The sequence below is a fragment of the Halobellus rarus genome, from assembly GCF_024494595.1.
GTDB lineage: Archaea > Halobacteriota > Halobacteria > Halobacteriales > Haloferacaceae > Haloquadratum > Haloquadratum rarum.
On the sequence record NZ_JANHDI010000001.1, the window covers coordinates 483288 to 495411 of the forward strand.

Consider the following 12124-nt stretch of genomic DNA (forward strand, 5'->3'; position numbering starts at 1 on the left):
CGATCGCCGGTCGGCCGAGTTCCTCGCTCCGATCCCGCCGCTGGGCTTATCTCTCAGGAGTGTCTGAACCCGAAGCGATGAACGACGGCGTCGGCGAATCTGGGGACTCGAGACTGACCGACGTCGAAGACGTCCTCCAGCGGCTGTTCCGCGACGGCCGCACGAACGCCGTTCTCGCGTGGCTGCTGGTCGGCGTACTCGCGGCGGTGTTCGCCGACAGCGTCCTCGACGTCGACTACGGGTGGATCCTGTTCGTCGGCGTCGTGGGATTCGTCGTGCTGCTCCCGCCGGTCGCCTACCGCGAGTGGCGGGTGATGCTCCCCTGGGAACTGCTCGTCGTCGCGCTGTTTCCGATCCTCGTCCGCGGTCTCGTCGGCGGGACGGTCGGGACGTTCGCCACCTACCTCTCGCTCGCGGGGCTCGCACTGCTCGTCATCGTCGAACTCCACATGTTCACGACGCTGCGTGTCACCCACTGGTTCGCCGTCGGACTCGTCGTCCTGACGACGCTGGCCGCCGCGGCGGCCTGGACGATCTTCCGATGGAACGCCGACCGGTTTCTCGGAACGACGTTCCTCGTCGACAACGAGACGCTGATGATCGAGTGGCTGTACGTCACCCTCGCCGGCCTCTCCGCGGGCTTGTTGTTCGACGGCTACTTCAGGCGACGCGACCGCCAACTCTGGCGGGTTCTCCGCTGGGTGATCCGCCGATGACGCTTCTCCCCCGTCCGTCGCTCCAGAACCAGCGGCGCATCACCCGCGGGATGCAGGTCGTGTTGGTCGCGCTCGTCGGCTACGGCTTCCTCGCCGGTCAGCCGAAGGCGATCACCAACGGCGGCATCGCCCTGCTCATTACCTTCTTCCCCGCGCTGTTGCGGCGAAACTACAACTTCACGCTGGACTCGTGGCTCGCGCTCTGGATCACGACTGCGGTGTTCCTGCACACGCTCGGATCCGCCGGTCTCTACGGCCAAATCGGCTGGTGGGACCACCTCACACACGCGATGTCGGCCTCGCTCGTCGCGGCCGCCGGATACACCGCGGCCCGCGCGATCGACCTCCACCACGACCAGATTCACATCCCGCGACGGTTCTTCTTCGTGTACATCTTCGTGATCGTGCTCTCGTTCGGCGTCATCTGGGAGCTGTTCGAGTTCGGTCTCGACATCGCGGCGGACGCGACGGGGCTGACGATGCCGCTCGCCCAGCACGGCCTCGACGACACGGTTCGAGACACGATGTTCAACTCTCTCGGCGCGCTGCTCGTCGCCATCTTCGGACAGGTCCATCTGACCGGCGTCGCCGAGCGGATCCGAGAGCGACTCGTCGCGACGGGGGAGTGATCGACCACCCGAACCACAGGGCTGCTGCTTCCGGAGCTGGCGGTCGAACGCTCGGGAGACAGGTCGAACGGAGCGACGGTAGTATGGGAATAGTTCTCCCGATTTCTGAAAATTCGAGAACCATATCCCAGTTATAACCCCCGAGCGTGCAACTGTCCATCTGTAAGGTGAACGATTATGTCCACGACCCCAACCACCCAGACCTCGGCCGCTGAGACGACATTCGGAAACGTCCTCGACTTCGACCTGCAGGGCACCCTCGCCGGCTACTGGATCGTCGCGCTGCGCGTGATCACCGGCTACTGGTTCCTGCACGCCGGTTACACGAAGTTCAGCTTCGTCGCCGGCGAACCGTTCGACGCGAGCGGCTACCTCCTCAACGCCTCGGGAAGCCCGATCGCGGGCCTGTTCGCGTGGGTCGGTAGCACGCCGTGGATGCTCGAGTTCACGAACTTCATGATTCCGATGGGCGAGTTCCTGATCGGCCTCGGCCTGATCGTCGGCGCGCTCGTCAGGCTGGCCTCGTTCTTCGGGGGCGTCCTGATGGTGTTCTTCTACCTGGGCAACGCCGACTGGGCGCACGGCCTGGTCAACGGCGACCTGATGGGTCTGATGCTGTTCGTCACGCTCGGGATCCTCGGCGCGGGCCGCGTGCTCGGGATCGACGCGATCCTCGAAAAGACCGAACTCGGCAAGAAGCGCATCGCGAAGTTCCTCCTCGGGTAGCGCCCCGGGACTTCTATCCGTTTCTGTCCGATCTGTTTCTGCCCGATCTGTTTCTGCCCGATCCGTTTCTGCACGGTCCACTTCTGTACCGCTCCGTATCGACGACTCCGATCCGCGGATATTTTGCTTCAGACGTCGAGCGTGAGATATGGCGATCGACCTTCGAAGCGACACGGTGACGCGGCCCTCGGCGGCGATGCGGGAGGCCGCCGCGGACGCCGACGTCGGCGACGACGTCTACGGCGAGGACCCGACGGTGAACGAACTGGAGGCCGCCGCGGCCGAGCGCGTCGGGACCGAGGACGCCCTCTACGTGCCGACGGGGACGATGGGCAACCAGATCGCGGCGCGCGTCCACGCCGAGCGCGGCGAGGAGATCGTCCTCGACCGCGAGTCCCACATCTACTGCTGGGAACTCGGCGGCCTCGCACAGCTCTCGGGACTGCAGCCCCGTCCCGTCGACGCCGCCGACGCCGCCCCGACGCCCGAACAGTTCGCGTCGGCGTACGTCGCAGAGAGCCTTCACCGCGCCGGAACCGGGCTCCTCGCGCTCGAAAACACGCACAACGGCCGCGGCGGCGTCGCGGTTGCCCCCGAATCGATCTCGGCGGCCGCCGACGCGGCGCACGCCCGCGACGTCCCGGTCCACCTCGACGGCGCGCGCCTGTTCAACGCCTGCGTCGCGCTCGACGTCGCCCCAGAGCGGATGGTCCGCGACGTCGACTCCGTCCTCTTCTGCCTCTCGAAGGGCCTCGGCGCGCCGGTCGGCTCGATCCTCGCCGGCGACGCGGCGTTCGTCGAGAGCGCCCGACGCGTCCGCAAACTGTTCGGCGGCGGGATGCGCCAGGCCGGCCTGATCGCCGCGCCCGGACTGCTCGCGCTGGAGAACGTCGATCGGCTCCGCGTCGATCACGAGAACGCCGCGGCCCTCGCCAGCGGCCTCGACGACGTCGACGGCCTCCGCGCCGCAGAGCCGGACACCAACATCGTGCAGGTCTTCACGGACGAACTCGGCGTCGAGGCCGAGAGGTTCGTCGACGCCTGCGAGGAGCGCGGCGTCCTCGGCGGCGTTCACGGCCCGTATCTCACGCGATTCTGCACGCACCTGGACGTGACCCGCGCGGACGTCGCAGAGGCCGTCGAGCGCGTCGCGGGCGTCGTCGACGACCTCCGGGAGTGACGCTCAGCTTTGACCGACCTCGGTCGGAATCACACCTCGGGCTCGATGTAGACGTGTTGGATCCGGTCGTCGGCCTTGATCAAGCGGTCCTCGATATCTGAAATGATCTCGTCGATGTCGCCCGCTTCCGTCTCCGGATCGAAACTCACGTCCATCGTGACGAGGACGGTCTGGGGACCGACGTAGACCGTCCGGAAGGCGTCGAGGTGGACGACGCGCGGGGTCTCGATGACGACGTCTCGCAGGTCGGCCTCGGCGTCCGCCGGGAGGCTCTCGCCGAGGATCAGCCGCTTGTTCTCCCAGGCCAGCGCGAGCGCGAATCCCATCAGCAGGATCCCGATGAGCACCGCGGCGATGGCGTCGTACACCTCGTTGCCCGTGGCCTTCGAGAGGAGGATCCCGACGAGCGCCAGGCCCGCCCCGAGGAGCGCGATCGTGTCCTCGGTGAACGCCGTCAGCGTCGTCACGTCGCTCATCTTGCCGAACGCCTCGCGGATCCCGCTCCACCCGTAGTGGTCGATCTGCCGTTGCATCTCCGCGTTCGCCTTCGCGAGCGCGTAGGCCTCGAAGGCGATCGCGGCGAGCAGCACGGCCACGTTCACGTACCACGAGGGGAACGTCGCGCCGGCGAACGTGATCGTCCCGGCGACGCCGTGACCGCCGTGGACGATCGCGTCGTAGCCGTGTTTGATCGACTCCCAGCCCGCGATGCCGAACAGGAGCACGGCGACGAGAAAGGAGTAGAAGAACTGCGCCTTCCCGTAGCCGAACGGGTGCTCGCGGCTCAGTTCCTTCTCGCTGTAGCGGATTCCGACCAGGAGGAAGACCTGATTGCCGGTGTCCGAGATCGAGTGGTACGTCTCCGAGAGCATCGAGGGGCTCCCGGTCAGGAGGAACCCGCCGAACTTCAGGATCGCGATAGCCCCGTTCGCGAACAGCGCGGCGAGGACGACGCCTTTGCTTCCGGCCATACGGAAACCTCCGCAGACGGAGATAAAGTGGTTTCCACCGCGAGACGACCGCGGCCCGATCTGCGACAGCGACGGAAGCGGACAGTCGGACGCTTCTTGGCTCCGGCCGTCGTAGGTCGTTCCGATGCTCACAGTCGTCTCCGACACCCACAGCACCGATTCCCATCGCCTCTCCGGGCGGACGCTCCAGGCCGTCCGCGACGCCGACGTGGTCGCGCACGCGGGCGACTTTATGCGCGAGTCCGTCCTCGACGACTTCGAACGGGAGGCCTCCCGCTTCTTGGGCGTCACCGGCAACAACGACGACGCCGCGATCAGGGCGCGCCTGCCCGAGGCCCGGAACTTCACCTTCGGCGGCCTCACGTTCGCGATGACCCACCGGCGACCCGGCGGCCCGACGGCGCTCCCGTTTTTCGGCCGCCAGCGCGGTGCCGACGTCGTCGTCTTCGGGCACAGTCACCGGCCGACCTACGAGGCGACCGACGACGTCGTGCTCCTCAACCCCGGAAGCCACGCGCAACCGCGAGGCAATCGGGCCGCACACGCCGAACTCGAAGCGCGCGAGGACGGCGGCGTCGAGGGGCGACTCGTCACCGTCGACGGCGACGTCTTCGAATCGTTCACTGTCGGTTCACCCGGCTCGACGAATCGGTAACACGCAGCGGCCGAGGCGGCTCACGGCAGCAGATGGGGTACTGCTGTCCTCGAAAAATAGGGTCGCCGCCGATCCGCGTCGGCCCGGCGGGCGGATGTACGGCACCGAACTGCCTTCGACTGCCGACGGGTCGGTCTCGGGGGCAGGCGAGAGCGATGGTCGGTCGTCGGATGGGCTGTCCGATGAGACGTACCCGGGCAGGTGGCGGTGAGGCGTGCACCCGAGGAGACGTCGGCGGAGCGCACACTCGGGTTGTGGGTGGGGAGACGGGTCCGGGTGGAGGGCCGAGGCGGTGGCGGTGACCCTGCACATTGGCATTGGATCCGGTGAATAAAATAGCCGACGTAGACTCAAAATCGCGTTTCAGCGTTCTCCGGTGTCTCCGCTCGGGGCCTGGATCGACGGCTCGGTTTCCCTCCGACGCGACCACAACCCGGAGGCTGTCGTCGGTGGTAACGACCATTGGTCGCTGACGTCGGAGACAACGATCATTGGTCGCTGACGCCGGAGGCGGCCGAAACTCGACTACCGCCGCCAGACGAGCGCGACGAACGACAGCGCGACGACGCCGCCGAGGAAGAACAGCGCCCCGGGCGGGAGCGCCGCGACGGCCGCCGAGACGGCGTCCAGCGGACCGCCACCCGCGGCGGCTTCCGTTTCGATGGCAGTCTGTGCCGCGTCTGCGGCGGTTCGCGTGGCTTCCGCTACCGTCTCTGTCGCCGTCGACGGTGCTTCCGTAGGCGCGGGCGTCTGCTCCGGAACCGGCGTCTCAGTCGCCTCCGCGATCTGGATCCCGCCGCCGTCGTCGGGCGTCGGTGTCGTCTCCGGTGTGGCCGTCTCCGTCGGTGTCGCTCCCGGCGCGGGCGTCGCCGTCTCGGTTCCGGCAGGGGCGTCCGTCTCGGTCGCGCCGCTGACGTTCGCTCCGCCGTCCGCACTCCCGGCATCGCCCGAGGCGCTACCGCCGTCGCCGCCGGTCGAGCCGAGCGAGACGCCCGGTCCGGTTCCGGCTCTGGCGAGTCGGTCGACGGCGACGCTACCGAGCGCGAGGACGCCGAGTCCGCCGAGTAACTGGGTCAGCGCCGACTGCAGCCCCGTCGTGTCGTCCTCGTTGCCCGCGACGACGACCAGCGCCTGGTCAGAGGGCGCATAGACGGTCATCTCTCGGCCCTTCTCGGAGTACGCCGTCCCGGCGGATTCGATCAGCCCCGCGGTTTCGAGTCGATCGAGGTGGTACTGCGCGTTCTGTATCGACGTGTCGACTCGGTCCGCGACGTCCGAGGGCGGCCCCGGTTCCTCGTGCAACTCCGCGAGGAGCTCTCTGGCCGTCGTCGAGGAGATCGCCGCGAGCAGGTCGTCGACCTCCTCGCTATCGAGGCCGACGACGCGCGGCTCCTTGTCCTCGTCGTCGGGGAGGTCTGGCCGGGAGGGCAGGATGTCGGCCATCTCTCGCAGGGATTTCGGCGCGCGTGTGATGAGTCTTGCTTTCGTTCGTCGGAACGCGATGCCCGGATCCGGACCCCGGCCCCGCAACGCGCGCCGGCGGCGAAACGCATTTACTGACGCCGGGGAAAGCCCCGGCTATGCTTGCCCGTCAGCCGGGAGTTGTCGGCCGGTCCCGAGCCCTGCGTCCGGACGGCGATCCCGCGCAGGTCGACGTCGTCGTCGACTTCGTCGCGTCCAACCCCGCGTTGATCGTGCTTCTCGTCTTCCTCTTGGGCTTCGTCTTCTTCGCGTACCTCTTCGTCAGGCGGACGCTGACGGGGCTCCGCGACGGGTTCGACGAGGGGTACCGGGGGAAATAGTCGGATGGTCGTGGTCGCAACACTCGCCACTCTCGTCGTCGCCGCGCTCGCGAGTCTCTTCATGGCCTGGTCGATCGGCGCGGGCTCCTCGGGATCGACCCCGTTCGCCCCGGCGGTGGGTGCGAACGCGATCTCGGTGATGCGCGCCGGGTTCGTCGTCGGCGTGCTCGGCCTCTCCGGTGCCGTCCTGCAGGGCGCGAACGTCACGGAGGCCGTCGGGACGGAGCTCGTCGTCGGCTCCGTCCTCACCGCCACCGCCTCGACCGTCGCGCTCATCGTCGCCGCGGCCCTCGTCGCGATCGGCGTCTTCGCCGGGTACCCGATCGCGACGGCGTTCACCGTCACCGGCGCGGTCGTCGGCGTCGGCCTCGCGAACGGCGGCGGCCCCGCGGTCGCGAAGTACCAGGAGATCGTCGCCCTGTGGACGCTCACCCCGTTCGTCGGCGGCGGTATCGCCTACGGGACGGCGCGCTTTCTCCGCAACGAGTCCGTCCCCGAACGCGTGGCCGTTCCCGCCCTCGGCGGCGTCGTCGGACTTCTCGTCGCGAACATCCGGTTCGCCGCGCTGGGCGGTGAATCCGGGCGCTCGCTGGCGGAAGTCGGCGCGGCCGCGACGCCCCCGCTCTCGGTCGCGGGCGTCGACGTCGGCGTCGTCGCCGTTTCCGCGCTGTTCGTCCTCGCCTCGGTCGCCGTCGTCCGCCGCGAGATAGTCGTCGATCCCGCTCGGGGACAGCGCCGGTTCCTGCTCGTCCTGGGCGGTCTCGTCGCCTTCTCCGCCGGCGGCAGCCAGGTCGGCCTCGCCATCGGGCCGCTCGTCCCGCTGTTGGACGAGGTGGCGGTCCCCCTCCCCACGCTGCTGGTCGGCGGCGGGCTGGGACTGCTCATCGGCTCGTGGACCGGTGCGCCGCGGATGATCAAGGCCATCTCGCAGGACTACTCCTCGCTCGGTCCGCGGCGCTCGATCGCCGCGATGATCCCCTCCTTCGCCATCGCGCAGGCGGCTGTCGCGCTCGGCATTCCGGTCTCGTTCAACGAGATCATCGTCAGCGCGATCATCGGAAGCGGGTACGCCGCCGGCGGGGCGGGCGTCAGCCGCGAGAAGATGCTCAAGACGGTGCTCGCGTGGATCGGTTCGCTCGTGCTCGCCTTCGGCCTGGCCTACGGTGCGTTCACCGCGATCGACGCGGTTCTGTGAGCCGGGAGCGCTCCTCGCTCGGGAGACGACTCCGATTCTTCCCCCCCTGCGTCGCGACTCCGACGCCTCACTCTTGGGTCGGCGACTCCGACTGTTCGGCTCCCTCCTCCGCCTCTGCGTCCTCCTCGTCGGCGTCGGGCTCCTCGGGAATCGTGATTCGCGCCTTCATGATGCGGGTGTTGTCGACCTGTTCGATGCGGATCGTGATCCCGTCGTAGGTGATCTCCTCGCCCTCCTCGACGAGTCGCCCGGCGCGGTTGAAAATGAAGCCCGCGAGCGTCTCGAACTCCTCGCCCTCGGGGAGCTCCAAGCCGAGTTCTTCGTTGACCTCGTCGATGTTGACCTCGCCGCGGACGAGCGTCTCGCGGTCGTCGACGTACTCGAAGGACTCCTCCTCGTCGTCCTCGAGGATGTCGCCGACGATCTCCTCGACCATATCCTCGAGGGTCACGAGCCCCTCCGTGGTCCCGAACTCGTCGATGACGATGACCATCCGGAGGCGGTTGTCCTGGATCTCGGTGAGGAGTTCGTCGACGTTCTTCGACTCGGGGACGTGCAGCGTCGGCTGGACGAGATCCGTCAGCGCGGCGGTTCCGGAGCCGTAGTTCTTCTCGCGGACGAGATCCCGGATGGTGACGATGCCGATGATGTTGTCGAGGTTGCCGTCGTAGACCGGCACGCGCTCGTGGTCGGAGTGGACGCACGTCTCGATCGCCTCGTCGATCGTCGAGTCCTTCGGAACGGCGGTCATATCGAGGCGCGGCGTCATCACCTCCTTGGCGATGGTCTGGTTGAAGCGGAAGATCCGATCGAGCATCTCTCTCTCCTCCTCCTCGATGACGCCCTCGCGCTCGCCCGTCTGGATGAGGTCCTGGATCTCGTCGCGGGTGATGTAGGAGGTTTCGATCGCCGAGCGCCCGCCGGTCACCTTGTTGATGACGCGGGTGAGGTAATCGAAGACGACGACCAGCGGCAGGAGGGCGTACTCGGAGTACTTCAGCGGGCGCGAGATGCGGAGCGCCCACGATTCGGTGTTCTCGACGGCGTAGGACTTCGGCGCGCTCTCGCCGAAGAGCAAGACGAGAGTGGTGATCCCGAACGTCGACGCCAGGACCGCCGTGCCCGGATCGAAGTAGAGGCTCACGATCGCCGTCGCGATCGAGGACATCGCGATGTTGACGATGTTGTTCCCGACGAGGATCGTGATCAGGAGGCGGTGGGGGTTCGACTTGAGTTCGCTGACGATCTCCGCGTTGGGAACGTTGTCCTCGACGAGCGAGTCGATGCGGTGCTTCGCGAGCGAGAACATCGCGATTTCCGAGGAGGAGAAGAAGGCCGAAAAGCCGATCAAGACGAGTATCGCGACCGCGCCGGCGACGGTCACCGTCGTGTCGTTGATCGGGACCGCCTGGAGAATCGAGGTCGAGTCGGTGAGAAGCGTCGCTGCGGAGGACGGGTCGACACCGGAGCCTCCCGCTTCGGCTCCGGAACTCGCCTCGAGCGCGGTCCGGTCGTCGATTCCGTTCGAACGTCGGGCGGCGAGAGACGCGAGTGGCGGAGACAAACCCATATAACTACGTCACCTTGTCTGGCCCCGGAATTAAGAGTTACCCTCGACCGCCTCCGTGGGACGGTGGGTCGTCCGCGTCGTTCGCGAGACTTGGTCTCTCGTGTACGCCGCGGACGAATCTCCGACAGCCTTAGGAGCGTTTCGACCCTACCGCGTGTATGAGCGATCGAGACCCGCAGATCACGCTGTATCGACTTCAGGCGTGTCCGTTCTGCGAGCGCGTCGTCCGAACCCTCGACGAACTCGACCTGTCGTACCGGTCGCGCTTCGTCGAACCGATGCACGCTGACCGGAACGTCGTCAAGCGCGTCTCGGGCAAGCGCAGCGTCCCGGCCATCGTCGACGAACACACCGGTGTCACGATGTCCGAGTCCGCGAACATCGTCGAGTACCTGACGAAGACCTACGGGGAGGGGGCGTAGATGGAACTCGACTTCGAGGTCGTCGAACTCGACGAGGCGGACCACCCGGACGTCGGCGATGTCGCGCCGGACTTCACGCGACCGCTCGTGAACGAGGAGTACTGGGAGGACGCGTCGCTGTCGGATCTCACGGAGGAGGGTCCGACGCTCCTGGTCTTTCACCCGATGGACGGCGCGTTCCCGACGACGTACATCTGGAACGAGATCGACGAGCGGGGGTTCGTCGACGACGTGCAGACCGTCGGCGTCTCCGTCTCCACGCCGTACGAGCACAAGGACCTCCTCGAGAAGCGTGCGGAAGACGTCCGCCTCTTTTCGGACCCCGCGGCCGACGTCGCGGCGACGTACGGAATCGAGAACGACCTCGACGGGATGACCGGCGTGACCGAACACCGCCCCGCCGCGTTCCTCCTCGACGAGTCGCGGACGGTCCAGTACGCGTGGGCCGCCGCGGAGTGGCCGGCGTTCCCCGAGTACGACGAGATCGAGGCCGCGATCGACGACCTCGTCTGAGCGCTCTCGTCCCGACTGCGGATCCGCCACGCTCTTTTCGACCCGCCGCGTCAGTCCGGACAGATGACGGAGTTCGACGAGACGTCCGAAGCCGACGACGATGCGTCCGGGGTCGACCTCGACGAAACGTCCGGGGCCGACCTCGACGAGGCGTCAGGAACCCACTTCGACGACGCCAGCGATGCCGCTACCGACCGCGGCGTCGCCGACGCCATCGACGCCGCGGCCGCCGCGATCGAGAACGGCCAGACTGTCGTCTACCCGACCGAGACGGTCTACGGCCTCGGCGCGGACGCCACCGACTCCGCGGCCGTCGAGCGCGTCTTCGAGGTGAAGGGCCGCGACCGGTCGAAGCCGCTCTCGCTCGGCGTCCCGACCGTCGACGCCGCGCTGCGCCACGCCCGGCCGAGCGACCGCGCGCTCCGGTTTATGCGCGCGTTCCTCCCCGGCCCGGTCACCGTCGTCGTCGACGCCGACCCGTCCCTCCCCGAGGCGCTCACCGCCGGCCGCGACCGGGTCGGGATCCGGATCCCGGATCACGAGGTGGCGCTCGCGCTGTTCGAGCGCGTCGCGCCGACGCCCGTGACGGCGACGAGCGCGAACGTCAGCGGGTCGCCGAGCGTCACCGACGTCGCGACGCTGGACGCCGCGGTCCGCGACGCCGTCGCGGTGGTCGTCGACGCCGGCCCGACGCCCGGCACCGAGAGCACGGTCGTCGATCCCGAGCGGAACGTCGTCCACCGACGCGGCGCGATGGCCGACGCCATCGCCGCGTGGCTGGAAGACGAGCGCGGAGCGGAACCGACCGTGGAAGGCAGCTGATCGGCCGTCCCGATCGCCATCGCCGTCGCCGGCCGTGTTGCTGTCGCTCCTACTGCGTCGCCGCCGCCGACCGCGCCCTCGTCGCTGCCACTACTGACCGCGTCGGCCGTGCGGCCGACGGCTGCCGCTCACCCGAGTCCGAGCAGCGTCTTCAGCGACCGCGTCTTCGTCCCGCAGGTGGTCCGGTAGTCGCAGGCGTCGCACTTCGACTCGTCGCGGATCCGGCTCGGAACGCCCCGCATCGATCTGATCGTCCACAGCGTGCGTCGGTACGCGCCCCGGTTCCGCGTCGTCAGTCGGACGGTCCGGACCACGCCGTGAGCGGGGTATTCGACGAGCGCGCGAGGGACCCCGCGCTCGCGCTCCCACGCGAGCGCCTTCGCGACGGCGACGGCCCGCACTCGCTGCGGTTCCCAGACTCCCTGCGGCGGCGGATCGCCCGGCGAGACGACCGTCGGCGTGGGCGGTGCGGCGTCGTCGCGTCCAGCCGTTCCGTCGGTTTCGGCCGTCTCATTGGTCTCGTCCGTTCCATCTGTTCCGTTGGCTCCGTCTCCTCCGCTCATCCCCGCTCCCCCGTTCGTCCCGTCCGCCGGTTCGAGCACCTTGTGTGCGACGCCGTGGCAGTCGCGCCCGCGGAGGAACGCCTCGCGCGTCGCCGGGGCCGCGAGCCGATCGTAGTCGTCGCGCTCTGCGAGGGATGCCAGGTTCGATCGGTACTCCCCGGGAGTGACTGCGATCGGCAGGCGACGGAGTTCCTCGTCCGTCGCCGTCTGGTGTCGCTCGTACCGGAACGCGAGGTCGCGGACGTCCGCGACCGATGCCGGCGGTTCGTGGTCGCCGTCGCGCTCGGCGTAGTAGTACTGCCGCGGGCAGTACGCCGCGCGTCCGAGGTGTGAGATCGGGATCGTGTCGGCCAGTGGCGT

At 68.2% G+C, this 12124-nt stretch carries 14 protein-coding genes; 10 read left to right on the top strand and 4 right to left on the bottom strand.

What is annotated here, in order from left to right:
* The first annotated feature begins 77 nt into the window (after positions 1–77).
* The 4 genes from NO876_RS02515 (at position 78) to NO876_RS02530 (ending at position 3251) form a co-directional block, all read left to right on the top strand.
* Positions 78–716 carry a hypothetical protein gene (locus tag NO876_RS02515; protein WP_256420084.1) on the top strand — a complete coding sequence of 213 codons (639 nt, stop codon included), beginning with the start codon at positions 78–80 and terminating at the stop codon, positions 714–716.
* Positions 713–1345 (top strand): DUF2238 domain-containing protein, encoded by a 633-nt coding sequence (locus tag NO876_RS02520; RefSeq protein WP_256420085.1) that lies wholly within the window; start codon positions 713–715, stop codon positions 1343–1345. The genes NO876_RS02515 and NO876_RS02520 overlap by 4 nt, the downstream gene beginning before the upstream one ends.
* Before the next feature lie 177 nt (positions 1346–1522).
* Positions 1523–2071 (top strand): DoxX family protein, encoded by a 549-nt coding sequence (locus tag NO876_RS02525; protein ID WP_256420086.1) that lies wholly within the window; start codon positions 1523–1525, stop codon positions 2069–2071.
* Positions 2072–2219: 148 nt separating this feature from the next.
* The gene (locus NO876_RS02530) at positions 2220–3251 is read left to right on the top strand and encodes a threonine aldolase family protein (RefSeq protein WP_256420087.1); all 1032 of its coding nucleotides are present in this window, start codon (positions 2220–2222) and stop codon (positions 3249–3251) included.
* A 29-nt stretch (positions 3252–3280) separates the two neighbouring features.
* Here NO876_RS02530 and NO876_RS02535 read toward each other — a convergent pair whose 3' ends face one another.
* Positions 3281–4222 (bottom strand): cation diffusion facilitator family transporter, encoded by a 942-nt coding sequence (locus NO876_RS02535; protein ID WP_256420088.1) that lies wholly within the window; start codon positions 4220–4222, stop codon positions 3281–3283.
* Positions 4223–4346: 124 nt separating this feature from the next.
* Between NO876_RS02535 and NO876_RS02540 the strand changes: the two genes are divergently transcribed.
* Positions 4347–4877: a metallophosphoesterase gene (locus NO876_RS02540; RefSeq protein WP_256420089.1), complete on the top strand. Its 531-nt coding sequence runs from the start codon at positions 4347–4349 to the stop codon at positions 4875–4877.
* 525 nt (positions 4878–5402) lie between these two features.
* Here NO876_RS02540 and NO876_RS02545 read toward each other — a convergent pair.
* Complete coding sequence (locus NO876_RS02545) at positions 5403–6320, bottom strand: ArsR/SmtB family transcription factor (protein WP_256420090.1); 918 nt, start codon at positions 6318–6320, stop codon at positions 5403–5405.
* A 137-nt stretch (positions 6321–6457) separates the two neighbouring features.
* Here NO876_RS02545 and NO876_RS02550 point away from each other — a divergent pair, with 137 nt between their 5' ends.
* On the top strand, positions 6458–6679 hold the full coding sequence (locus NO876_RS02550; protein WP_200820846.1) for a DUF7859 family protein: 222 nt from the start codon (positions 6458–6460) through the stop codon (positions 6677–6679).
* Between the two features lie 4 nt (positions 6680–6683).
* Positions 6684–7874, top strand: a complete 1191-nt coding sequence (locus NO876_RS02555; protein ID WP_256420091.1) for an inorganic phosphate transporter — start codon at positions 6684–6686, stop codon at positions 7872–7874.
* A gap of 67 nt (positions 7875–7941) precedes the next feature.
* Here the strand turns inward: NO876_RS02555 and NO876_RS02560 are convergent, their stop codons facing one another.
* Positions 7942–9444, bottom strand: a complete 1503-nt coding sequence (locus NO876_RS02560; protein WP_256420092.1) for a hemolysin family protein — start codon at positions 9442–9444, stop codon at positions 7942–7944.
* A 158-nt stretch (positions 9445–9602) separates the two neighbouring features.
* On the opposite strand from NO876_RS02560, the gene NO876_RS02565 reads away from it, so the two are divergent.
* The 3 genes from NO876_RS02565 (at position 9603) to NO876_RS02575 (ending at position 11201) form a co-directional block, all read left to right on the top strand.
* Positions 9603–9866: a glutathione S-transferase N-terminal domain-containing protein gene (locus tag NO876_RS02565; protein ID WP_256420093.1), complete on the top strand. Its 264-nt coding sequence runs from the start codon at positions 9603–9605 to the stop codon at positions 9864–9866.
* Positions 9867–10379 carry a redoxin domain-containing protein gene (locus tag NO876_RS02570; protein ID WP_256420094.1) on the top strand — a complete coding sequence of 171 codons (513 nt, stop codon included), beginning with the start codon at positions 9867–9869 and terminating at the stop codon, positions 10377–10379.
* Between the two features lie 63 nt (positions 10380–10442).
* Positions 10443–11201, top strand: coding sequence for an L-threonylcarbamoyladenylate synthase (locus NO876_RS02575; protein WP_256420095.1), 759 nt, complete (start codon positions 10443–10445; stop codon positions 11199–11201).
* Between the two features lie 128 nt (positions 11202–11329).
* Here the strand turns inward: NO876_RS02575 and NO876_RS02580 are convergent, their stop codons facing one another.
* Entirely contained in the window at positions 11330–12118 is a 789-nt protein-coding gene (locus NO876_RS02580; protein ID WP_256420247.1) for a CRISPR-associated protein Cas4, read from the bottom strand.
* Positions 12119–12124: the final 6 nt, after the last annotated feature.